The organism is Streptomyces sp. NPDC054841 (assembly GCF_053611045.1).
On the sequence record NZ_JBSGZO010000019.1, the window covers coordinates 23,522 to 45,485 of the forward strand.

Genomic DNA, 21,964 nt, shown 5'->3' on the forward strand with positions numbered 1-21,964 from the left:
CCGTCTCCAGGCCGCCCCGGCCGCGCTCGAAACCGAACTCGAACAACCCCCAGCCTGTGTGAGGCACCCATGACGCTCCTCAGTATCACCACGCTTCCTCGAACCTCTCCCATCCGCCCCAGGACCGTGGGGACCCTCGGACCGCGCGGAACCAGCAGCGAGATCGCCGCGCACCAATTCGGCCGCCACACCACCCGCCCTGATGAACAGTTAGTCACCGTCGACCTGTTCGACACCTACGAGAAGGCGGGCCAGGCCCTGCGCAAGGGCGCGGTGACGCACATGGTGGTGGCCAACGCGTACAAGGCGATACACCACTTCTACATGGACCCGGCTCTGGAGCTGAGTGACGTGTTCGTCATGGACACGCCGTTGTACGGGATCGCCGGGCGCCGGGACGCCGTCACTGCTCTTCCAGACGCACCCACCATCGCGAGCCACCCCTCCCCCGAACCGATCATCGCTCAGCTCCTGCGGGACCGGTACGCCGCACGCACCGTGCTGCCGTACCCCTCGACGAGCGCGGCCGCCCGTGCCGCGCAGGAAGGCACAGCGGACCTCGCGTTGACGACGGTGCCCGCGGCCGAGCTCTACGGCCTTGAATTCATCACGCCGACCAGGCCGATCCGCATGGTGTGGTCGGTGTTCACCGCCTCCGCGCCGGTGGACTGATCAGCCCCTCAGGCCGGACCGCCGCACACAGACACCCATGAGACGAGGAGAACCCATGCTGCTGCTGAACGGAGACGACGTGCGAAAGGCCCTCCCGGTCGCGGAGGCCCACCGCGTGATCGCCGAGGTGATGCGCCGCTACAGTGCGGGCGACGTGGTCCAACCGGTGCGTACCGTACTCGCGTCGGGCCAGGACGGGTCGCTGTTCGCCGCGATGCCGTGCCATGTCACGGGCGCGACGGAAGCAGGTTACGGACTCAAAGCCGTGCTGCATGTCCCCGGCAACGATGCCCGCGGTCTGCCGACGCACGTCGGCGCGGTGATGGTGTTCGACCCCCGGACCGGACAGCCCCTGGCCATGATGGACGCGGCAGCGGTGACCGCGTTGCGTACGGCCGCGGCATCCGCCGTGGCGACCGACGTCCTGGCCCCGGCCGGCGCGGGCGATCTGGCCCTGATCGGAGCCGGCACTCAGGCTCGCAGTCACCTCATCGCGTTGAGCGAGGTGAGGAGCCTGCGCCGGGTGAGGGTGTGGAACCGGGGCTCCGCCCGCGCCGCGGAGTTCACGGCATGGGCGCGTACCCGGGTCGACGTCGACGTCGAACTGATGGCCACGCCCGCCGAGGCGCTGCACGGCGCGGACCTTGTGTGCACTGCGGTGGGCACCACGGATCCCGTGGTCAGAGCCGCTGACTTGGCCGAAGGGGTTCATATCAACGCCGTCGGATCATCCGTCCCCGGGAAACGCGAACTGACCTCCGACGCCGTGGCGTCATGCGCAGTCTTCGTCGACAGCAGGGCAGGAGCACAAGCGGAGTCCTCCGAACTCGCGGCACCGGTCCAAGACGGGCTTGTCCCGGCTGACAGGCCCGTCATCGAAATCGGCGAGGTCCTGCTCGGCAAGCACGCCGGCCGGTCGGATCCGCGCGAGCGCACGCTCTACAAGTCGCTCGGGATGGCAGCACAGGATGTCGCATCCGGCTTCGCCGTCGCACAGTCGGCTCTGCGCCTCGGCATCGGCACCAGGACCGACTTCGCCTGCTGACGACCCGACACCAGCACACAACCCATAAAGACCTTGGACTCGTCGGAGCGAACCCGGATGACAGCACTGCTCATCGGCAACGTCGGAACCATCGGCAACGAACAGCACATGGCGGAGTACCGCGAGAAAGTCCTTCACACGCTTCAGCTCTACGGCGGCGGATTTATGATCCGGGGCGGCGACTTCGAAGCCCTGGAGGGCGACTGGCAGCCCACACATCTGTCGGTGATGGTGTTCCCCACCGCCGCCGCTGCCCGCCTGTGGTACTCCTCACCCGAGTACCGCGCCATCGTGCCACTGCGCGAAGGGACGCACATGGACCTGATCCTGGTGGAGGGCGAGTGACGGCGCAACCGCAGTCCGTGCGGGCCCGGCGGCCCTTCGCCCAGGTCGACGTCTTCTCACAGACACCCCATCTCGGTAATCCCGTCGCGGTCGTTCTTGACGGCGACGGACTGTCCGACAGGGACATGGCACGGTTCGCAGCATGGACCAACCTCTCGGAAACCACGTTCATCGTGCGGCCCGAGTCCGCCGAAGCCGACTACGGACTGCGTATCTTCACCCCGGGCGGGGAGATCCCGTTCGCGGGGCACCCCACTCTCGGCACCGCCCACGCCTGGCTCGAAGCGGGTGGCGTCCCGGCAGAGCCGGGGACACTCATCCAGGAGTGCGGCCTCGGGCTGGTCGAGGTGCGGCTGTCTGGCACCGGATTGAGTTTCCGCGCTCCTGAACTCCTCAAGGACGGCCCACTTGACTCGCGGCACCTCGATCGCATCGCCCGGGGCCTGCGCATCGCCCGGGGACGGATCGTGGCGCACCAGTGGGTGGATAATGGGCCCGGTTGGGCCGCCGTGCAACTGGCCTCCGCCAAGGAGGTGCTGGCCCTGAACCCGGACGAGGGGTCCATGGGTGACCTCATGCTGGGCGTTGTCGGTGCGTACCCCCACGGCTCACCCCTGCAGTTCGAGGTCCGCGCCTTTGCCGCACCCGCCGGCGTGCGCGAGGACCCGGTCACCGGAAGCCTCCACGCGGGCATGGCCCAGTGGCTCATGGCCGACGGCAGGGCTCCGCGCCACTACCGTGCCGGCCAGGGAGCCCGCCTGGGGCGGGAAGGCGTTGTCACCGTGGAAGCACATGGTGAAGCGGTCTGGGTCGGGGGCGGCAGCACAACCTGCGTGCACGGCACCGTGACTATCTGATGGCACTCAGCAGCGGCATCCACCGGTGCACCGGACTGGTGGATGAAAGATCGCCTCTGCGCCTGGCTCACCCGAGCCCTTATGAAAGTGACGCCTCTGGGGAACGATTCGTTTCAGCGAGCGATCCCGGCCCTGGAGCGTAAACCTGCTTCGCCGTGGAGCGGATGGCCGTCACGAAGTCACGCATTCTCTGATTCGGCTCGACGTCCGTGAGGATTTGCACGCCGATGGTCAGACGAGGCCGGTCACCGACGATCTCCACGACGGAGACCCTTCCGCCGTCCAGGGTCTCCGTCGACCGGGGCCTGTGATGCGTCAGCATGAAGCCCGCCCCCGCGCCGACCAGGCTGCGCATGGCCTCCTGGCCGGACGCGTGGATCAGTCTCGGCATGGCGACACCGGCACACAGGAAGATGCTCTTGACATAGGCGTGGTGCCCACTGTGAGGGGGCAGGTCAAGGGTCAGTAACGGCTCCTTGCATAATTCAACGAGCTGCGCCCGACCAGCTCCTGCCAGCGGGTGGTCGCCAGGGACGACGGCATACAGCGGCGGCGCGATCAACTCGGTGAAGCGAGTCCCGTCCGAGGAACTGAAACTGTAGGTGACAACGATGTCACACACTCCATTGCGCAGCAGATCACCGGGCGCTCGTGTGTCGTGAACGTTTACTCGCAGGCCGGGATGGGATTCTCCGAGTCGTGCCAGAGTCTTCGGTATGAGGAACGGCGTGATGGTGCAGCAGGACCCGACATCGAGGCAGCCTGCGGATTCACCGCGCAGCCTGCTGCTGCGATCCTTGAGGTTGTGTGCCAGCCGCAGGATTTTTCGCGCGTCGCGCAGGAGCAGTAGTCCGTCCCGCGTCGGTGTGACTCCCCTGGCGTGCTGGCGAAGCAACAACTGGCTGCCCAGGTGCCGTTCCAGCCTCTGAATCGCGGCGGACACGGCGGACTGGGAGGCATGGAGCCGGGTCGCAGTCTCGGAAATGCTTCCCGTCTCAACGGTGGTGACAAAGTAGAGGAGTTGGGTGAGGCTGAAGTCCAGCCGACTCGTCGAAGGGTGTTCCTCCGGTTGCAGATCGTTCTTTTCCGGGCGCGTCATATCTGATGCCATCTTCTTCCTGTGTTCCGCTACTCCGAGATGACGGACCGGTACGAGAGACCACTCCGGCCGACTTGCGTAGGGACGACCGACACGCTGCAGCGGCACGGCCCCCACGAGTGCAGCCGACCGCAGCGGGCCTGAGATTTCACGGAGCCTTCCGGCCATGAAGGCCGTCGCCCCCGCGGCGGTACGGGCGCCGTCAGCGGGACGCGGAGGCAGTCTGTGTTGGCGGGCCATTGCCTGCGGACGTCACGTCACGCAGCCCGTCAAACGCGGGCGTCGTCGGACCAAACCCTGCGCCGGGACCCACCCCACGCCGATGACGTCATAGTCGTATGCGTCGGCACAGGTTGCATCGCCACCTCTTCCGAAAGGAATCCATTGTCGACGTGGTGTCCGCCTACGGGTACGGCCCGTAATCGGCGCTCACCGTGCGAAGGGGACCGTGTCGTCCGTGATCCCATCACGGGGAACCTCCAGCCTCCAGCGCTCCCGACCGAACTCTCGAAATGTTTCGGGGCAGTCGCCGAAACCCCTGCCCCGACCCCCCGACCCCCCGACCGAGATGTCAGCGGACTGTGGTAGCGAAAAGAGGGCATCGCACAGCAGCAACGTCGACGATGTGCACGCTGCCCGGTAGGTGTCCCGCCGTCGCCCGGCGGTCTCACACGCGCTGGCTGTAACGCCGCTCCGGTCTGCCCGGGACTCCGTACTTCAGGGACAACATCCGCGTGGCCCGTGCAGTGGAAGTGTTCGAGGCAGCGGCGGGCGCTGACCCGGGAAATCCCGACCGCGGCCGCGCATTCGGCGGCGGACAGCGTTCCGTCGGCATCCCGCAGCGTCCGTTCGACGAGAAGCGCGGTCTCCACGCTCATTCCCTTCGGCAGCACCGGGCCGGATGCCGACAGGGCTGTACCGGCCAGTACCCGGTCCACATCGGATTGGTCCTTGACGACGGAGCCGAGCAGACTGCTGCGCTGCGCGGCGTACCGTTCGAGGCGGGGGCGCAGCTCCTCGAACTCGAAAGACTTCAGAAGGCGCCGCCGCCCTCACCCGAGCCGGCATCCAGCTCCCCGCGATGGACATCCGCACCCCCTGGGCGGACGACCGCGAGGGCGAGGCCCGGTACGCGCTCGTCCACCTCGGTGTGTGCTCCGCGCCCGTGGCCCACTTGCTCGCGGACGTGATCCTGAAGGGCATCGCCACGTGACGGAGGACGCGGTGGACTCGGAGGACGGAGTCCCAGGCGTCGGAGAGACCGTCCACGACGCCGTCCGCGACCGCGTCGGGCAGGTCATGGGCCACGTAGGCCCGTACCTCCAGCTCCGCCCTCTCTCCGGTGGCGTCGAATGGGACGCAGAACCGCGTCACGTCCAACGCCTCACCCGGTCAACGGCTGAGCGCCCTCGTCGCCGAGGCGAACGCGCGCAGCAGACAGGACAGATGACGGCACCGCTCATGCGACCCCGCTCTCAGCCATGCGGGAACTGCGAGCACTGGTACGGGCCGAGCGGCGCCCCCACCCCGTCGATGGTGACCTGGACGTCGTCGGGGCGTACCTCTTCGTGCAGGACTCCCTGGGCGCGGGCGAGGGAACAGACCAGCTGGCCGACGGCGAGGCGGTTGCGTTCCCCGGCCAGATCGGTGCCGGGGATCCGCAGCGTGATCCGGTCGCCGCTGCCGGTCGCCTCGTAGGCGCCGGTGACCCTGACCAGGTTGGACAGGCCGCGCTCCTGCTCGGCCGGGGTCGGCTCCGTGGACAGCAGTTTGATGACGGAGTCGAGGTTGGTGACGGGGGTGTCCGGGCGGGGAACGCCCTGAAGCCGGGCGTCGCGTGCGTAGTAGAGCCGCAACCCTTTGGTGAGACCGGTCGCGGGTTCGCCCGCGTCCACGACCCCGGTGGGCTGCACCCCGCAACCGGCCAGCACCGCCACCAGCACCGCCACCGGCACAGCAGCTCCAGCCGCCCTTCCCTGCCTGGTCATCGGCCGGACTCCTCGCTCCTGGGACGCCGGGGCAGGCGGAGGGTGAACACGGCCCCGTGTCCTTCCTGGGGAGGGCGGTTGGCTGCCTCGATCGTGCCGCCGTGCAGCCGTGCGTTCTCCAGCGCGATCGCCGTGCCCAGACCGCTGCCGCCGTCTGCGTCCGAGCGGGTGCGGGCGCTGTCCGCCTTGTAGAAGCGCTCGAACACGCGATCCATCGCGTCGGACGGCAGGCCGGGGCCGTGATCCGCGACGGTCACCGTTGCCCACTCCGCCTCCGCCGTCAGCGTCACCGTCACCGGAGGCGCACCGTGCCGCAGCGCGTTGCCGACGAGGTTGGCGACGATCACGTCGATGCGACGCCGGTCCGCCAACAGCCGCACCTCGCTTTGGATGTGCACGTGAACCATGTCGCTCCAACCGCGCAGGGACAGTGCGGCCCGGATGGTCGCCCCCATGTCCACTTCGGCCAGGTGGAGCCGGGCGGCACCCGAGTCGAAGCGGGAGATCTCCATCAGATCCTCGACGAGGCGGAACAGCTTCGCCGTCTCCGCGCTGACGGTGCGGGCCGCCCGGGCCGCGTCGGACGGCAGTTGGTCGGCGTCCTCGTCGAGCACGGTCGCCACCATCGTCATCGCGGCCAGTGGGGTGCGCAGTTCGTGGGAGACGTCGGCGGCGAAGCGCCGCGCTCTCGCTTCCTGTTCGCGCAGTTCCGCGTCGGACGCCTGGAGTGCGTCCGCCGTCTTGTTGAAGTCCCTTGCCAGATACGCCAGTTCGTCCCGGCCCCGGGTCCTGACCCGGGTGGTGAGATCGCCCTCGGCGAGGCGGCGGGTGGCCCGCCCGAGGTCGCGTACCGGACGCAGGACCGTGCGGGCGGCGAGCAGTGCCAGTGCGGCGGCCAGCAGCACCACCGGGATGATCCCGTCGCGTACCGCGACCACCAGCCCCGCCGTGTCCTCCTGCTCGGCCGCGAGCGAGGTGATCGCGAACAGTTCCAGGCCCGAAGGGCGGCCGTCGTCGTAGGTGACGGGTGTACCGACGGCCAGATAGGGCTTGCCCTGGTACTCGACGCGCTGGAAGGACATCGCGTCCCGCGTGCGGACGGCGGCCCGCAGCTCGGCGGTGATGCGGGTCTGGTCGGCAGTCGAGTCGGAGGTGGCGCTCAGGTCCTGGTAGCGGGCGACCACCGTGGGAGCACCCGGCAGCCCTTCGGAGAGCGCGTTCGCGAGGCCCGTGAGGGACTGCACGGTCGGTGGTACGTCGAAGTCGGGGGCGAGCATCCCGATCCGTGAGCGGAAGTCGGTCTGGAAGGAGTTCTGCGCGCGCTTGAGCACGGCCGTGCGGGACTCACGGTAGGCGAGCGCGGTGGCGGTGACCGCGCTGACCAGCGCGACCAGGACGAAGGTGACGAGCAGCCGGGTCCGCAGCCCGCCCATCCTCGGCCGGCCCGGCTTCGGCCCGTGGATCTTCAAACGGGTCTTCATGCGGGTCTTCGTGCGGGTCTTCATACGGGCCCGAAGCGGTAGCCGAAGCCCCGCACGGTCTGGATGTAGCGGGGTTTCGCGGGCACGTCCTCGATCTTCGCGCGCAGCCTTGCCACCGCGGCGTCGACGAGACGGGAGTCACCGAGGTAGTCGAGCTCCCAGACCGACTCGAGCAGCTGCTCCCGGCTGAAGACCCGGCCGGGCGAGGCGGAGAGCTCGAGCAGCAGCCGCAGCTCGGTGGGAGGCAGCGTGATCGGCGTGCCGTGTCGGGTGACGGTGAGTCCGACCCGGTCGATGACCAGCCCGTCGTGGGTGTCACTGGAACGCCGGGGTGCGGGATCGGGCTCGGCACGTCGCAGCGCCGCCCTGATCCGCGCTTCGAGCACCGGTGCGGTGACCGGCTTCACCACGTAGTCGTCGGCACCCGCCTCCAGGCCCCGCACGATGTCGGAGTCGTCCCCGCGCGCGGTCAGCATGATCACCGGCATGGTGGAACGGGTACGGATGCGGCGGCAGACCTCGAAGCCGTCCATGCCGGGCAGCATCAGGTCGAGCACGGCCAGCTCGACCGCCTTGCCGCCCGGACCGTCGAGGAGCGCGAGGGCTTCTTCGCCGGTGGCGGCGGCGGACACCTCGTGTCCGTGCCGGCGCAGCACGAGCTCCATTCCGTCGCGTACGGAAGTGTCGTCCTCGATGAGAAGCAGATGCGGCATGCGCTCGATTATGGGCGAGGGTTTCCCCTGTTCAGCACCGATGCACCCGGGCAGATCGAAAGTCGCGGCCATTGTTACGTCCTCATCATGCGGTCATGCAGAGCTCATCATGTGGTCCCCCGAAATTGGTGGCATGACCTACTCCACCGCCCCTTCCCGGCTTCGCATCGCCGCTTTCGTCACCGCCCCGATCCTCGCCCTCACCGTCGCCTGCGGCGGCGGGGACGACGGCGGCGCGAAGAACGATGCGGTCGCCTCCGTACCGGACGCCCCGACCGCCGGGCAGTCCGGGGAGACCGGTTCCAACGGCAACGGCAACGGCGATCAGGCGGCCACCGGCGGCAAGGGCGCCTTCTACGACGCACAGATGAAGTACGTGCAGTGCATGCGCGGCAAGGGAGGCGTCAAGGACTTCCCCGACCCCAAGCTCAGCGGCCACCTCGACTGGACGAAGATCGACGAGCTGTCGGCCGCCTATCCGGAAGTCTCCAAGGGCGGCAAGAACGGCGTCTGCGGCAAGGAGATGTCCGAGGCGATGAAGCAGGAGCCCAAGCGCGACGCACAGAAGGACTACGAGTCCATGCTCGCGCACGCCAAGTGCATGCGGGAGAACGGAATCTCCAAGTTCACCAACCCGACGATGTCCGGCGGCAACGTGCTGCCCGGCGGTGACCCCAACCCGGCGTCCCCGTCCATCGACCACAACTCACCCACGTACAAGCAGGCCCGCCAGGCGTGCAAGGACAAGCTCCTCGATGGCCTGGACGGTATGCAGTGAAACGCCGCACGGGATTCCTGGCGGGCGGCGCGATCGTCGTCGCCGCAGGGGTCGGCACGGGTGCGCTGGTCCTCGGAAGCGGTGACGGTGCCGACGCCCAGGGCAAGAACGCGGACATGCCGCCCGCCACGGCCGAGATCGTCCGCACCGACCTGGTGCAGTCCAAGACCGTCGACGGCAAGCTCGACTTCGCCGAGCGGCGGGCCGTGAAGTCGGCGACCGAGGGAACCGTCACGGTCGCGGCCGAGGAGGGCGACACGGTCGAGCAGGGGCAGCGGCTGTACGAGCTGAACGACAAGCCCGTCACCCTGCTGTACGGGCAGGTCCCGATGTTCCGCGAGATGAAGGCGGGCGACCGGGGCACGGACGTCGTCCAACTGGAGCGCGGCCTGGTGGCGCTGGGATACGGATCGGGCCTGCGGGTCGACCCGCGGTTCGACAAAGCCACCGAGGCCGCGGTCAAGAAGTGGCAGAAGTCCCTGAACCGCGAGGCCACCGGCAAGGTCGGCAAGGGCGACGTGGTCTTCCAGCCGGACCGGGTCCAGGTCGTCTCGGCGGACGCGGCCCTTGCCGACCAGGTGGGCCCGGACAGGACCGTCCTCACCGTCGCCTCGTCCAAGCCGGTCGTACGGGCCCAGCTGGACCAGGGCGATGTGGCACTGACCGAGAAGGGCACCAAGGTCGAGGTCACCCTGCCCAGCGGCAAGGTCGAGTCCGGCAAGGTGACCGGCACGGTGAGACCCGAGACGCCCTCGGGCGACGCCTCCGCGAGCAGCCAGAACGGCATCACGGTCGAGGTCACCCTGGACGCGGGCAAGTCGGCGGCCTCGGGCGAGGACACCAAGGCGACCGCGAGCGTGAAGTTCGTCAACGAGAGCCGCAAGGGGGTCCTGGCCGTACCGGTCGAGGCGATCGTCGCGCTGCGTGGCGAGAACGGCGGATACGGGTTGCAGCTGGTCCAGGGCACCACCACCACGATGGTGCGGGTCGAGACCGGCATGGTCGCCGACGGGAAGATCGAGGTCAGCGGCTCCGGCATCAAAGAAGGCCTGAAGGTCGGAGTCGCCAGGCAATGACAGCCATCGCAGGGACAGGGGCCGATCCGGTACGCCCCGTGGCTGCCGCCACTCCCGTCATCGAACTTCACGACGTCACCAAGACGTACCCGGACGGTGTCCACGCCCTGCGCGGCGTGGACTTGACCGTACGACCGGGTGAACTCGTCGCGATCGTCGGCCCGTCCGGCTCCGGCAAGTCGACGATGCTGAACGTCATCGGCACCCTCGACAAACCGACGAGCGGCACGGTCAGGGTGGCCGGCTACGACGTGAGCACGCTCTCGGACGCCCAGCTCTCCGCTCTGCGCGCCCGCCATATCGGCTTCGTCTTCCAGCACTTCCACCTGTCCCCCGGCCGGGACGCGGTCGACAACGTCTCCGACGGCCTGCTGTACACGGGCGTCGGGCTCAAAGAGCGCCGGATCCGGGCCCGTACGGTCCTCGAACGCGTGCGTCTGGGCCATCGGCTCGATCACCGGCCCAACGAGCTGTCCGGCGGTGAGAAGCAGCGCGTCGCGATCGCCCGCGCCCTGGTGGGCGAACCGGATCTGCTCCTGGCCGACGAGCCGACCGGCGCCCTGGACACGGCATCCGGCAAGGTCGTCATGGAGCTGCTGCACGAACTGAACGCGACCGGCACCACCATCTGCGTCATCACCCACGACAACGAGATCGCCGACTCCCTCCCCCGCCAGGTCCGCTTCTGCGACGGCGAGGTGGTCTCCGACTCCCCTACCCGGCCGGTGACTCCATGAGCAGAAACACGATCACGGCCAAGGCGCTGAAGCCCTCCCGGCTCTCCCCTCGGGACATCCTGCGCGTCGGCGCGGTCGGCCTGCGCGCCCGCCGCGCCAGGGTCGTCCTCTCCGCCCTCGGCATCGCCATCGGGATCGCCACGATGGTCGCCGTCGTCGGACTGTCCACCTCCAGCCGCGCCGACCTGATGAACCAGCTCGACCGCCTCGGCACCAACCTGCTCACCGCCGAAGCCGGCAAGGACGCCCTCGGCCAGGACGTGAAGCTCCCCAAGAACGCCGTCGCCATGGTGCAGCGCATCGGCCCGGTCCAGCACGCCACGGCCACCGCCAACGTCGACGCCCGCATCCGCCGCAGCGACGTGGTACCCGAGGAACAGTCCGCCGGAGTCACCACTCAAGCCGTCCGGCCGGACCTCCTCGGCGCGCTCAATGCCCGGACGGCGAAGGGAGTCTGGCTCGACGGAGCGAGCGAGCGCCTCCCCGTCGCGGTACTCGGTTCGGTGGCGGCCGAACGGCTCGGCATCACCGAACCCGGCGAGAAGATCATGATGAACGACGAGTACGTCGTGGTCGTCGGCATTCTCCAGCCCATCGAACTCGTCCCCAACCTGGACCGGGTGGCGATGGTCGGCTTCCCGGCCGCACAGAAGTACTTCGCGTTCGACGGCCACCCCACCACCATCTTCGAACGCTCCACCGACGCGTCGGTGGAGGACGTACGGGCCGTCCTCGCCCGCACCGTGAATCCCGGCGGCGAGGGCTCGGTCAAGGTGTCCCGGCCCTCCGACGCGCTCGCGGCGAAGGCGGCCGCCGACAAGGGCCTCACCACCCTCATGCTGGGTCTCGGCGCCGTCGCCCTCCTCGTCGGCGGGGTCGGCGTGGCCAACACCATGGTCATCTCGGTCCTGGAACGCCGCCAGGAGATCGGCCTGCGACGGGCGATCGGAGCCACGAAGAACGCGGTCCGCCTCCAGTTCCTCACCGAATCGCTCCTGCTGTCAGCCCTCGGCGGCGCGTCAGGAGCAGCCCTGGGCGCGGCGGCGACGTACGCCTTCGCACTCGCCCAAGGCTGGACGGCGGTCGTGCCGCTCTGGTCCCTGACCGGCGGCTTCGCCGCCACACTCGTCATCGGCGTGATCGCCGGCCTCTACCCCGCGATCCGTGCCTCCCGCCTCCACCCGACCGTCGCGCTCAACGCTGCCTGACGACACTGTACGAGCGCTGATAGTCGAGCCGGGAGACAGAGACCACCTCACCACCCTGTACGACGACTTCGCACGGAGCTTGCCTGCCGAGAAAGGCCAGCAGGCTGGCAGTGACGCCGTACGCTCCTGTGTTGGGTATGGCGATGATGTCGCCGACCTGGAGTTCGGGCAGGTCCACGTTGTGTCCCAGGGTGTCCCCCGGAGTGCACAGTGGACCGGCGAGTGTGGCCACGAGCGACTGCTCGCAGCCGTCGAGCCGCACGGCGACGGGCAGCAGTCGGCCGATCCCGGACAGTCCCCCCAGCGCGTTGATGCCCGCGTCGAGGATGACGAAGGTCCTGCCACGGCCGGCTTTGATGTTCACCACGCGCACCAGCAGGCACCCGCTCTCCGCGACCAGGTGACGCCCGGATTCGACGGCGAGCCGGAGCGAGCCCGTGCGCCATCGCGGGAGACACCCGTCCAGGATGCGTTCGAGTTCGGAACGCAGCCGTGGATACTCGGCGCGGGCGCCGGGCGCGGCATACGGGGCAGCGAAACCGCCGCCGATGTCGAGGAACTCCAGCGGCAGGCCGAGCTCGCTCTCCAGCCGTGCGGCGAGCGCGATCGCCGACTCGAACTCACGGATGAGAGCGGCTTCGTCGGCCGCGTTGCTCATGGTGTAGAAATGCGCCCCGACGATCCTCGTCCCCGGCACGGCGGTGAGCTGATGCATCGTTTCCGGCAGGGTCTCGCTGTCGATGCCGAACTGGGACGCCTTGCCCATCATCCGGATGCCCGTCGACGCGCCTGCTGCCGGGGCGTTGATCCGCAGCAGGCAGTCGGCAACCGTTCCGTGCCGGGACGCGGCGAGGCCCACATGCCTGGCATCGGACAAGGACTCGACCGAGAACATCCGCACACCGCGCTGTATCGCCTCGTTCAACTCGGTGCCGGTCTTGCCGGGACCGGTGTAGAGGCACTCCGCCGCGCTGAACCCCGCAGCGAGCGCTGCCGACAGTTCACCGCTCGAACTGATCTCGGCCCGACACCCGTGACCGGGCCCTTCATGAAGAGCACGGGCGACATCCGGGTGCGGATTGGCCTTGAGCGCGTAGTAGACCTCGAAGCCGTCGGGAAGCGCCGCGACCAGACTGTCACGTGCGGCCACGACCCGGTCGAGATCGTAGACGTACATCGGGGTGCCGAACCGCGCGGCCAGTTCCTCGTACCACTCGTTGGTCGCGTTCACGGCCGGACCCCCTCAAGCAGGCGTTCGATTTCCCGGGTGTCGTGCTTGCCGTGCGCGGTGAGGGGGAACGCGGCCACGACATGGCAGTGCGCCGGAACCTTTGCCAGTTCGAGGCGCTGGGCCAGTTCGCGCAGGACCGTCCGGGCGGGCAGGTCGGCTTCCACACACAGTGCGAGATCCCGGTCCGCGGTGGGCGGCAGTGCGCCGGCGGCCCGGACGCCGGGGATGTCCATCGCGGCGGCTTCGATCTCCAGGGTGCTCATTCTGATGTCCTTGCGCTTGAACATGTCGTCGCGCCGGCCCTCGAAGTACAGATAGCCGTCGGCGTCCAGCCGCCCGAAGTCTCCTGTGTGCAAGCGCGGTTCACCCGTGTCCGGATCACTGCGGAAGCTGCGGGCGGTCAGCTCGGGCGCCTGCCAGTAACCAGGCATGACATGCGGGCCGACAGCCACGATCTCGCCGGTCTCCCCTGCGGGCAGCTCCAAGCCCTGGGAGTCGAGAATCAGTACGCGTGTGCCAGGCAGCGGCTTGCCGACCGAACCCGGGCGTTCGTGTTGCTCGTCCGGCGGCATGACCGAGATCCGCTTGCATTCGGTCTGGCCGAACTGGCGGACCACCGTGGCGGTGGGGAAGAGCCGGTGCAGCGCGGCCGTCGTGCCCTGCTGCAGGACCGCACCCGTGTTGGTGAACATGCGCACCGGCGGCAGCGTCCCCTTCTCGCGCTCGGCGAGGGAGACGATCATCGTGGCCAGGGACGGAACGATCGGTACCACGGTCGCGCCGACTTCGTGCATCCGCTTGAGCAGCACGAGGTCCGACTCCCCGTCGGCCAGCACCAGCTCCGAACGGCCGAGGCAGGCCAGCGGCAGTTTGTACAGGCCCACGTCCCACGACATGGGAAAGCGGGAGAACACCACATCGTCGCGCCGGTATCCGAGGACGGCGTTGATGGACGCCGAAGCGAACGTCATCTGGGCGTGCGGGACGACGACTCCCGTCGGTGCCGAGGTACTGCCCGAGGTGTGGATCAGAGCCGCGACGTCCTCAGGGCGCACCCGCACCTGATCGGCTCGCCGGCCCTGCGTGCGCAGCGGCTCCACTTGACTCCACACCGACCCGAGGTCGTGGACGGCAGCCGATGTGACGTCGCGGATCCGAGCGACGGCGGCAGCAGTGCCTATGGCCAGTCGTGGGGCCGAAGTGGTGAGTACGGAGCGCAGTTGGAAGGCCTTCATACCCGGGTTGAGCGGAACGAAGATCACGCCGCGTCTGCAAGCCCCGTAGAACATCGCGGCCAGTTCGCGGCTCGCCGGCAGTTGGACGACGAGAACGTCGCCGGGGCCGATGCCCTGGGCTTCGAGCCAGGCTTCGAACGCACGGCTGTACTCCGCCAACGCGCGATAGGACCACCTGCCCTCCGCGTCGCGTATCGCGTGCTTGTCGGGAACCTCGGCGACCGCCTCGTCGAGGAGGGAGTGGACGAGTGTCCCCTGCCGTACTGAATCTGGCATGTTCACGGTTGCACTCCGGATGTCTGCTGTCGCGTCGGCTGCGTTTCGCTCCTGCCGGAGAAGAAGAGTTCCCGGGCGCGCATTGCCAGCAGCGAACGATCGACCTTCTTGTTGGCGTTGAGGGGGAATGCGTCGAGACGGTGGTAGATCCGGGGAATCATTCCGTTCGGCAGAGTGCGACGCAGTCGGCGCGCGAATTCGACGGCAGGCAGAACGGCGCCCGTGTAGAACACCACGAGTTCCGTGCTCCCCCTCACCTCGACCGGGACCGTCACGGCGTCATCCACGGTCGTGTCCGTCCGCAACGCGTGCTCCACCTCGGCGAGTTCGACCCGCCAGCCCTGGACCTGCACCTGGGAGTCCGTCCGACCGAGGTAAGCGAACTCGTTGCCCGCGATTTCCCTCACCCGATCACCGGTGCGGTACCAGCGCCTGCCGTCTCTCTCCACGAATCTGCCCGACTCGTCGGCGGGATCGAGATAGCCCGCGCTCATCTGCGGCCCGGAGACACAGAGTTCTCCTTCTGGTCCCGTCGCCTCGCCCGCCTCGTCGAGAAGTACGTACTCGTGTCCCTGGTTCAGGACCCCGATCGGCACGATGCCGTTGACGGCCATGAGCGGTGAGCGCTCCCCGGACCAGCGATGGGCTGCGATCGTGACGGTCAGCTCGGTCGGACCGTAGAGGTTCTCCAGCACCGACCCGGGTGCGGCCCGCTGCCAGTCGGCGGCGTCACGGCACTGCAGGGCCTCGCCGGCGAGGAAACTCCAGCGCAACCCCGGCATGCTGTTGGCGTCCAGCCCACCGGCTGCGCGGACCAGCCCGACGGTCCCCGGCGTGGAGAACCACACGGTGATCCCGTGCTCGGCCAGGAACGCGGGCAGGCGGACGTACGCCTGCGGGGGGATCGCCACGAGCCGGGCGCCCGCGCCCCAGGCGCAGAACAGGTCGAACATGGCGCAGTCGAAGTTGAGGTCGAAGGCCTGGGAGAACGCGTCGGCCGGGGTGAAGTCGTACCGTGCGTCCAGCAGCCCGAAGTAGTGGCTGGTGGAGCCGTGGGTCACGACCACACCCTTGGGCCGCCCCGTGGAACCCGAGGTGAACAGGACATAGGCGGGATCATCCGGCGAGACCCGCAGCGGCTGCTCCAGGGCCCGCTCGGCGTGTGCCGAGAGCGTACCTGTGGCCTCGTCACCGGGCGCGAACACCGCGATGCCCGAGAGGCCTTCGAGCAGACCGGGCACCACCTCGGCGCCCCGGTCGTCGACGATCAGGGCCGAGGCCCCCGACATGGCGAGCATCTCCCGCGTACGGGCCAAGGGGAAGTCCGGCCGCAGCGGCACTACGGCGGCACCCGCGTACAGTGCCGCCAGGACACCGGTGTAGGCGGTCAGGCCTTTGGCACAGAGCACGCCCACCGCTCGTGGGCGGGTTCCGGCGAGCGCGCCCGCCCACAGCAGGGCCCGCTCGTGGAGCTGTGTGTAGGTCAGGGACTCGGATGCGACCTGCACGGCCACACCGAGCGGGGACGCCACGAGACCCCGTGTGAAGCGTGAGTACAGGGCGTGATCGCCGGCTGTTGCCAAGGTGACCTCCGTCGAACGAGGGTGAATTCGGCGTGCACCGTTTCCGGAGGCTCACTGCCTCATGGGGTGGCCGGCCGCTGCCGGTGCCGGAAAGTACTCGCGGGGTCCGCGGCGATCACCTGGAAGCCGCTCGTCGTGCAATTCAGCCGGCCGAACAGGCTGTCGGGACCGGAGACGCAAAGGGTCTGCGTTCCCAGCTGCCGCAGCGTGGCCAGAACGGCGGGCCAGTCCACAGGATGTACGAAGCTCTCCGCCAGCATGGCGCGTACGTCCTCGGCGGACCGGACCAGCTTCCCGGCCTGTCCTGTCACCAGGGGCAGCGCAGGTGGCCTGAAGGCGAGTTCGGCGAGGACCTCCTCCTCGGCCCTGCACCGGAGGTCTTCGAAGAGCTTCGAGTGCATCGGCGGCCGCATGGCATAGAGAGGCAGGCCGCCGATGCCGCGGACTCTTTCCTCCAGCCGGCCGAGGTTCTTCTCCTTCACCGACACCATGTGGAAGTCGTCGTCGAGGCGACACGCGATGTCGTACCACTCACCTCGATCGGCCAGCTCGTGGAGTACCTCCTCAAGTCGCGCATGCGGTGTCCGCGCGAACGACTGGGTCACCACGTCACCATGCTCGTTGGCGAAGTACGCATCGATGCAACGGGCCAGAGCGGCCGTCATCCACACCCCGTCCTCGAACGACAGGGACCCGGCATACACGGCAGCAGGCTTTTCGCCGAAGCTCGGCCCGGCACAGACGCCCGGCCGGACGTCGAGCTCACGCTCGGCCCACTCGGCCATGGCAAGACAACTCACGAAGAACGCGACCTGCGCGAATTCGGAGTAGTCGCCCTCGGCTCCGTACCACCGGTCCATCAGTGAGTAGCCGAGCCTCTTGTCGGCTCTCGCGAGCAATTTTCTGGCCGCTGGGTCGAGGAGTAGAAATTTCCCGACGTCGGTGAATCGTGTGGGGCCCATGCCTGGAAACACGATCGCGGTGCTCGCCTGTATGTCGCCGTCCTTCAAGACCGAACTCTTCTCTCCCAGTCCACCCCGATGCGGGCCGCAGGCGCGGGAGTGATGGACTCTGTGCAGCAACGAAAATGTGCCGGTCCGGGATAGAAGTCTGGTACTCGTGTGATCACTGAAAGGTCCTTGCCCGGTTTCGAGCCCTGCGAGGGACACAGTTGATGTCCGGACTCGCTGGTCCGGCTTCCCGGTTCGCTGCCATCATGCTGTCGCGCGCCACCACGAGGGAAACGCGGCGTTCCAAGAAGCCGCTCCGGTGCGCTCCAGGAGCAGAAATATCGGGAGTAATCATGTGGGACGGCCGGTTCGAAACCTTGCTGCGGGCTCAACTTCCCTTCCTGTCCATGGAAGAGGAACTCGTCGAGGAGCTGCCCTTGCGTGACTTCGGGCTCGATTCTCTGGGAATGGTGCAGCTGTTGAACGTTCTGGAAAGCGAATATCGGTTGTGGTTCGGTGAGGAGTTCCTGAAGACCGAGACCTTTCAGACGCCCGCCTCCTTGTGGAAGGCGATATCCGACATACGCGCCGGGGCGAGTTGACGGTCTCCTGCACGGACCAGGGCTCCACAGTCGCTCGCGAGGGGTGACGACACGTCAGCAGCTCTTGCCCCAGGGCGTGTTGGTGATGGCGGGCTCGCAGCGCGCCCACCTCGAACGCTTGACATTCGCACGGATCTGCTATTTGTATGGGCCCGATCATGTGATCCACAACGCAAGAACTACGTCTGGGGGAGACGTGGCGGAGCTTCGGCTGCTCGGGCCGGTGGAGCTGAGGGCCCGTGGACAGACCATTGATCTCGGGCCGCCCAAACAGCGGGCTGTGCTGGCAGCCCTGGCCATGGACTCCGGCCAGCCGGTGGCGGTGTCCACCCTGGTGGACCGGGTGTGGAACGAGTCTCCACCGGCAGAGGCCCGCAATGCCCTGTACGCGCACATCACACGTATCCGCCGACTGCTGGCCAAGGTGACGAAGGCCGACGGCGCCCCGGTGCAGTTGGAGCGCCATGCCGGCGGGTACCTCCTCGACCTCGATCCCGATGGGGTCGATCTGCTTCGCTTCCGCCAGCTCACCGAACTGGCCCTCGGCAAGAACCTGGACGACGGCGCACGGGTGGCGCTGCTGCGTGAGGCGCTCGAACTGTGGCGCGGACGCCCACTGGAAGGTGTGGACGGATCGTGGGCGGAGTGGACCCGGGCGAATTTTGACCTGTACCGGGTGGAGGCAGTGGTGGCGTGGGCCCGGATCGAGTTGGAGTTGGGCAACCACGAGGCGGTCATACCCCGGGTGCATGCGCTGATCGGCGAGCACCCGTTGGCGGAGCCGCTTGCTGCCGGGTTGATGCGTGCGCTGCATGCGGCCGGCCGTGACGCCGAGGCCCTTGAGGTGTTCGCGGCGATGAGGCGCCGGCTCGTCGAGGAGTTGGGCGCCGAGCCGGGAGCCGAACTGCGCTCCATCTACCAGTCGGTGCTGCGTGGTGAGGTGGACCGGACCGCGCCGGCCATGCCGTACCCGGCGTCGGCCGGGAGGGACCGGGTAGTAGCGGCTCGTACGGTCCCGGCGCAGCTGCGGGAGGCCGCCCTCTCGGTGCCGCAGCAGCGGGCTCCGGCGGACCCTGAGCCGGCACGGCGGGCGCCATGCACCCTGCCCGCCGGCATCCCCGACTTCGCCGGTCGCGCGGACGTCGTCGGTGAGCTGGTACAGGCGTGCCAGGAGGTCGGGTCGAGTGGCGAGCGCACCATGGTCGTCCTGTCCGGCGCGGCCGGCGCCGGTAAGACCGCGGTCGCCGTCCACGTCGCACACCAGCTCCGGTCCGCCTTCCCTGACGGGCAGCTCTACCTGCACCTGCACGGTCTCTCCGCGCCGCGTGCCCCGGCCGAGGCCGTGGGACAGTTGTTACGGGCGCTGGGCGTGCAGCACGCCGCCGTTCCACAGGACGCCGATGAGCGTTCGGCACTGTTACGGTCCCTCACCGTTGACCGGCGCTACCTGTTCGTGCTCGACGACGCGGCGGACGAGGCGCAGGTGCGGCCCGTGCTGCCCGGCGCCGGCAGCGTCGTGCTGGTCACCAGCCGCCGCCCACTGTCCGGTCTGGAGGGAGCGCACCGGCTGGAGCTGGGTTCGTTCTCCGACGCCGAGGCGCTCCGCCTGCTCGGATCGGTCGTCGGCGAAGAGCGGCTGATGCGCGATCCGGCGGCGGCCGCCGACATCGTCCGGCGCAGCGCGGGACTGCCGCTGGCCGTACGGATCGTGGCGAGTCGCCTCAAGGCCCGCCCCGACCGCGCACTGGCAGCGGCGGCGGCAGAGCTGGCGGACGAGAGCCGGCGGCTGGACCTGTTCGCCACCGGGGATCTCGACGTACGAGCCAGCATCGGCCTGTCGTACCGGGCGCTGCCGCCGGACCACCAGCGCGCGCTGCGCAGGGTCTGTCTGCTCGACGCGCCGGACGTTCCGGCCTGGGTCTTCGCCGCCGCGGCGGATCTCCCCGGGCTCAGCGCGGATGCCGGCGGTGGTCGGCGCCGGTCCGGCACCGTGACGGCGGCGGCCGATCCCGGAGCCTCCATAGTGGACGATCTGCTGGCAGTGCATCTGGTCGAATCGGCAGGCATGGACGAGGCCGGCCAGCCACGCTACCGCCTCCACGACCTGGTCCGCGCTTACGCGCGGGAACGGGCGATCGAAGAGGACGGCGAGGCGGACCGGCAGGCCGTGCTGACCCGGCTGCTCGCCGGCTAGTGAGGCTGTCCGACAACGGTGTCGAAGAGATGGAAGGAGTACGACCTGTGGTGCCGGTCGTACTCCTCCGAGGAACCGCTCAACTGGCGCCCGTCCCCTCTGCGGTGGCGGGCGCCCCCGTCTCACATCTGGTCCGGGGCCTCGATCCCCAGCAGGCCGAGGCCCAGTTCCAGTGTCCGGGCGGTGATGTCGCACAGGACCAGTCGACTCTGCTTGACGTCATCCTCGGCGCGCAGGACAGGGCACTTCTCGTAGAAGCTCGTGAACGCGGCCGCCAAGCCGTACAGGTAGTTGGCGAGCTTGTGGAACTCCAGCGATTCGGAGACCTCGGCGACGAGGCTGCTGAACTCGAGCAGCTCGAGAGCGAGGGCACGCTCGGCGGGCTCGGCAATGACCAGCTTGTCGACGCCCGGCAGCGGCGTCTTCACGCCGGCGCGGCGGAAGATGGAGCAGATCCGGGCCCGCGCATACTGCAGATAGGGCGCAGTGTTGCCTTCGAACGACAGCATCCGGTCGTAGTCGAAGACGTAGTCCCGCGTGCGGTCGGTCGAGAGATCCGCGTACTTGACGGCACCGATTCCGACCGCACGCGCGACAGCGGCGCGGGTGTCCTCGTCGAGCTCGGGGTTCTTCTCCGCGATCACGGCGGACGCCCTCACCACGGCCTCTTCGAGAAGGTCGACCAGCTTCACCGAGTGGCCGGCGCGGGTGCGCAGCATCTTGCCGTCGTCACCGAGGATCGACCCGTGACCGATGTGCTCGGCGCGAGCGGGCGGGACGATCCAGCGAGCGTCCCGAGCAACGTCGTACACCATTTCCAGGTGCTGGCGCTGGGGCAGACCGACGACGTACAGCAGGCGGGTGGCGTGGAGGTTGCGCAGGCGGTGCCGGATCGTAGCGAGGTCGGTCGCGCCGTAGCCGAAGCCGCCGTCGCCCTTCTTGACGATGATCGGCAGCGGGTCGCCGTTACGGTTCGTGTAGCCGTCGGGGAACACGCACTGGGCACCTTCGCTCTCCCGCAGCAGCCCGAGCTCGTCGAGCTCGTCGACCACGGGCTGCAGCTGGTCGTTGTAATGGCTCTCGCCGAAGAAGTCGTCTTCGGTGAGGCGGACGCCCAACATGCCGTAGACGGTCATGAAGTACTTCTTCGACTCGTCCACCAACGTCTTCCACAGACGCAGTGTCGTCTCGTCGCCGCTCTGCAGCAGGACGACCCGCTTGCGGGCCCGGTCCTTGAACGTCCCGTCGGCGTCGAACTTGACGCGAGCGGCTTTGTAGAAGCCGTTCAGATCGCCGACCGAGAGCTCGTGCGCGGCCTCTGATTCTCCAATGTCCAGCAGGTGCTCGACGAGCATGCCGAAGGGAGTGCCCCATTCGCCGATGTGGTTCTGGCGAATGATGGTGTGCCCCCGCCATTCCAGGAGTCGCACAGCCGCGTCGCCGATGATTGTCGAACGCAGATGCCCGACGTGCATCTCCTTGGCCGCGTTCGGTGCGGAGTAGTCGATCGCGATGATCTCCGGAGACTTGGCCTGTGGCACACCGAGCCTCTCGTCACCGACCGAGTCGGTGAGCAGGCGCGCGAGAACTTCGTCGGCGAAGGTCAAATTGATGAAGCCGGGTCCGGAGATCTCCACCGAGGAGCAAAGATCGTCGAGCTGGGCCGCCTCGACGACCCGGCCGGCGATGTCACGCGGATTGCCACCGATCCGACGGACCAGTGACAGGGCGGCGTCCGACTGGAAGTGGGCGTGCTGGGATCGTCGGATGACCGGGTCGACGGGTGCGCCTGCCACCGTCTCGAATGCCGGGGCCAACCTCTGATGCAGTAATTCTTCCAAGTTCTCCACTCGGAAAATCTATCCGAGGCGAAGGAACAGCATCAATCCCGATC

Annotated in this window: 20 protein-coding genes and 1 pseudogene; 11 read left to right on the plus strand and 10 right to left on the minus strand. The window is 68.4% G+C overall.

The features are described 5' to 3' along the window. Nucleotides 1-69 precede the first annotated feature (69 nt). From ACWGI8_RS04895 to ACWGI8_RS04910, 4 genes are read left to right on the plus strand one after another with little or no spacing between them, the layout of a single operon-like run. Nucleotides 70-672, plus strand: a complete 603-nt coding sequence (locus ACWGI8_RS04895) for a prephenate dehydratase domain-containing protein (protein WP_453658685.1) — start codon at nucleotides 70-72, stop codon at nucleotides 670-672. A gap of 55 nt (nucleotides 673-727) precedes the next feature. Further along, complete coding sequence (locus ACWGI8_RS04900; protein ID WP_453658686.1) at nucleotides 728-1,717, plus strand: ornithine cyclodeaminase family protein; 990 nt, start codon at nucleotides 728-730, stop codon at nucleotides 1,715-1,717. Nucleotides 1,718-1,774: 57 nt separating this feature from the next. Further along, nucleotides 1,775-2,062: a DUF1330 domain-containing protein gene (locus ACWGI8_RS04905; RefSeq protein WP_453658687.1), complete on the plus strand. Its 288-nt coding sequence runs from the start codon at nucleotides 1,775-1,777 to the stop codon at nucleotides 2,060-2,062. After that, nucleotides 2,059-2,919 (plus strand): PhzF family phenazine biosynthesis protein, encoded by an 861-nt coding sequence (locus tag ACWGI8_RS04910; RefSeq protein WP_453658688.1) that lies wholly within the window; start codon nucleotides 2,059-2,061, stop codon nucleotides 2,917-2,919. Before ACWGI8_RS04905 ends, ACWGI8_RS04910 begins: the two co-directional genes overlap by 4 nt. A gap of 79 nt (nucleotides 2,920-2,998) precedes the next feature. Here ACWGI8_RS04910 and ACWGI8_RS04915 read toward each other — a convergent pair whose 3' ends face one another. Both ACWGI8_RS04915 and ACWGI8_RS04920 read right to left on the minus strand, forming a co-directional pair. Beyond that, on the minus strand, nucleotides 2,999-4,018 hold the full coding sequence (locus ACWGI8_RS04915; RefSeq protein ID WP_453658689.1) for a LysR family transcriptional regulator: 1,020 nt from the start codon (nucleotides 4,016-4,018) through the stop codon (nucleotides 2,999-3,001). A gap of 667 nt (nucleotides 4,019-4,685) precedes the next feature. Further along, nucleotides 4,686-5,058: pseudogene (locus ACWGI8_RS04920) on the minus strand (two-component system response regulator); the annotation flags it as partial. Nucleotides 5,059-5,099: 41 nt separating this feature from the next. On the opposite strand from ACWGI8_RS04920, the gene ACWGI8_RS04925 reads away from it, so the two are divergent. After that, entirely contained in the window at nucleotides 5,100-5,231 is a 132-nt protein-coding gene (locus ACWGI8_RS04925; RefSeq protein ID WP_453658690.1) for a hypothetical protein, read from the plus strand. 262 nt (nucleotides 5,232-5,493) lie between these two features. On the opposite strand, the gene ACWGI8_RS04930 is transcribed toward ACWGI8_RS04925, so the two are convergent. From ACWGI8_RS04930 to ACWGI8_RS04940, 3 genes are read right to left on the minus strand one after another with little or no spacing between them, the layout of a single operon-like run. Continuing rightward, complete coding sequence (locus tag ACWGI8_RS04930) at nucleotides 5,494-6,006, minus strand: GerMN domain-containing protein (protein ID WP_453658691.1); 513 nt, start codon at nucleotides 6,004-6,006, stop codon at nucleotides 5,494-5,496. Continuing rightward, nucleotides 6,003-7,487, minus strand: coding sequence for an ATP-binding protein (locus ACWGI8_RS04935; RefSeq protein WP_453658692.1), 1,485 nt, complete (start codon nucleotides 7,485-7,487; stop codon nucleotides 6,003-6,005). The genes ACWGI8_RS04930 and ACWGI8_RS04935 overlap by 4 nt, the downstream gene beginning before the upstream one ends. Nucleotides 7,488-7,507: 20 nt before the next feature. After that, a complete protein-coding gene (locus tag ACWGI8_RS04940; protein ID WP_453658693.1) occupies nucleotides 7,508-8,200 on the minus strand; it encodes a response regulator in 693 nt (230 codons plus the stop codon). 133 nt (nucleotides 8,201-8,333) lie between these two features. Between ACWGI8_RS04940 and ACWGI8_RS04945 the strand changes: the two genes are divergently transcribed. The 4 genes from ACWGI8_RS04945 to ACWGI8_RS04960 are packed head-to-tail and all read left to right on the plus strand — an operon-like array spanning nucleotide 8,334 to nucleotide 11,999. Continuing rightward, nucleotides 8,334-8,978 carry a hypothetical protein gene (locus ACWGI8_RS04945; protein ID WP_453658694.1) on the plus strand — a complete coding sequence of 215 codons (645 nt, stop codon included), beginning with the start codon at nucleotides 8,334-8,336 and terminating at the stop codon, nucleotides 8,976-8,978. Continuing rightward, a complete protein-coding gene (locus ACWGI8_RS04950; protein WP_453658695.1) occupies nucleotides 8,975-10,054 on the plus strand; it encodes a peptidoglycan-binding protein in 1,080 nt (359 codons plus the stop codon). Before ACWGI8_RS04945 ends, ACWGI8_RS04950 begins: the two co-directional genes overlap by 4 nt. Beyond that, on the plus strand, nucleotides 10,051-10,791 hold the full coding sequence (locus ACWGI8_RS04955; RefSeq protein ID WP_453658696.1) for an ABC transporter ATP-binding protein: 741 nt from the start codon (nucleotides 10,051-10,053) through the stop codon (nucleotides 10,789-10,791). The genes ACWGI8_RS04950 and ACWGI8_RS04955 overlap by 4 nt, the downstream gene beginning before the upstream one ends. Further along, nucleotides 10,788-11,999, plus strand: coding sequence for an ABC transporter permease (locus ACWGI8_RS04960; protein WP_453658697.1), 1,212 nt, complete (start codon nucleotides 10,788-10,790; stop codon nucleotides 11,997-11,999). Before ACWGI8_RS04955 ends, ACWGI8_RS04960 begins: the two co-directional genes overlap by 4 nt. Here the strand turns inward: ACWGI8_RS04960 and ACWGI8_RS04965 are convergent. From ACWGI8_RS04965 to ACWGI8_RS04980, 4 genes are read right to left on the minus strand one after another with little or no spacing between them, the layout of a single operon-like run. Next, nucleotides 11,986-13,176 carry a type III PLP-dependent enzyme gene (locus tag ACWGI8_RS04965; RefSeq protein ID WP_453658704.1) on the minus strand — a complete coding sequence of 397 codons (1,191 nt, stop codon included), beginning with the start codon at nucleotides 13,174-13,176 and terminating at the stop codon, nucleotides 11,986-11,988. The genes ACWGI8_RS04960 and ACWGI8_RS04965 overlap by 14 nt on opposite strands. Before the next feature lie 50 nt (nucleotides 13,177-13,226). Further along, a complete protein-coding gene (locus ACWGI8_RS04970; RefSeq protein WP_453658698.1) occupies nucleotides 13,227-14,741 on the minus strand; it encodes an AMP-binding protein in 1,515 nt (504 codons plus the stop codon). Nucleotides 14,742-14,743: 2 nt separating this feature from the next. Then, nucleotides 14,744-16,324, minus strand: coding sequence for an AMP-binding protein (locus ACWGI8_RS04975; protein WP_453658699.1), 1,581 nt, complete (start codon nucleotides 16,322-16,324; stop codon nucleotides 14,744-14,746). A gap of 59 nt (nucleotides 16,325-16,383) precedes the next feature. Further along, a complete protein-coding gene (locus tag ACWGI8_RS04980; RefSeq protein WP_453658700.1) occupies nucleotides 16,384-17,286 on the minus strand; it encodes an ACP S-malonyltransferase in 903 nt (300 codons plus the stop codon). Between the two features lie 212 nt (nucleotides 17,287-17,498). Between ACWGI8_RS04980 and ACWGI8_RS04985 the strand changes: the two genes are divergently transcribed. After that, the gene (locus tag ACWGI8_RS04985) at nucleotides 17,499-17,876 is read left to right on the plus strand and encodes a hypothetical protein (protein WP_453658701.1); all 378 of its coding nucleotides are present in this window, start codon (nucleotides 17,499-17,501) and stop codon (nucleotides 17,874-17,876) included. Nucleotides 17,877-18,072: 196 nt separating this feature from the next. Next, nucleotides 18,073-20,070, plus strand: coding sequence for a BTAD domain-containing putative transcriptional regulator (locus tag ACWGI8_RS04990; protein WP_453658702.1), 1,998 nt, complete (start codon nucleotides 18,073-18,075; stop codon nucleotides 20,068-20,070). 122 nt (nucleotides 20,071-20,192) lie between these two features. Here ACWGI8_RS04990 and argS read toward each other — a convergent pair whose 3' ends face one another. Next, entirely contained in the window at nucleotides 20,193-21,920 is a 1,728-nt protein-coding gene (argS, locus tag ACWGI8_RS04995) for an arginine--tRNA ligase (protein ID WP_453658703.1), read from the minus strand. Nucleotides 21,921-21,964: the final 44 nt, after the last annotated feature.

Coding starts and splice junctions, on each gene's coding strand:
- ACWGI8_RS04895 (WP_453658685.1), top strand. CDS start 70: ATGACGCTCCTCAGTATCACCACGCTTCCTCGAACCTCTCCCATCCGC.
- ACWGI8_RS04900 (WP_453658686.1), top strand. CDS start 728: ATGCTGCTGCTGAACGGAGACGACGTGCGAAAGGCCCTCCCGGTCGCG.
- ACWGI8_RS04905 (WP_453658687.1), top strand. CDS start 1,775: ATGACAGCACTGCTCATCGGCAACGTCGGAACCATCGGCAACGAACAG.
- ACWGI8_RS04915 (WP_453658689.1), bottom strand. CDS start 4,018: ATGACGCGCCCGGAAAAGAACGATCTGCAACCGGAGGAACACCCTTCG.
- ACWGI8_RS04925 (WP_453658690.1), top strand. CDS start 5,100: ATGGACATCCGCACCCCCTGGGCGGACGACCGCGAGGGCGAGGCCCGG.
- ACWGI8_RS04930 (WP_453658691.1), bottom strand. CDS start 6,006: ATGACCAGGCAGGGAAGGGCGGCTGGAGCTGCTGTGCCGGTGGCGGTG.
- ACWGI8_RS04935 (WP_453658692.1), bottom strand. CDS start 7,487: ATGAAGACCCGTTTGAAGATCCACGGGCCGAAGCCGGGCCGGCCGAGG.
- ACWGI8_RS04940 (WP_453658693.1), bottom strand. CDS start 8,200: ATGCCGCATCTGCTTCTCATCGAGGACGACACTTCCGTACGCGACGGA.
- ACWGI8_RS04945 (WP_453658694.1), top strand. CDS start 8,334: ATGACCTACTCCACCGCCCCTTCCCGGCTTCGCATCGCCGCTTTCGTC.
- ACWGI8_RS04955 (WP_453658696.1), top strand. CDS start 10,051: ATGACAGCCATCGCAGGGACAGGGGCCGATCCGGTACGCCCCGTGGCT.
- ACWGI8_RS04960 (WP_453658697.1), top strand. CDS start 10,788: ATGAGCAGAAACACGATCACGGCCAAGGCGCTGAAGCCCTCCCGGCTC.
- ACWGI8_RS04965 (WP_453658704.1), bottom strand. CDS start 13,176: ATGTACGTCTACGATCTCGACCGGGTCGTGGCCGCACGTGACAGTCTG.
- ACWGI8_RS04970 (WP_453658698.1), bottom strand. CDS start 14,741: ATGCCAGATTCAGTACGGCAGGGGACACTCGTCCACTCCCTCCTCGAC.
- ACWGI8_RS04980 (WP_453658700.1), bottom strand. CDS start 17,286: ATGGGCCCCACACGATTCACCGACGTCGGGAAATTTCTACTCCTCGAC.
- ACWGI8_RS04985 (WP_453658701.1), top strand. CDS start 17,499: ATGTCCGGACTCGCTGGTCCGGCTTCCCGGTTCGCTGCCATCATGCTG.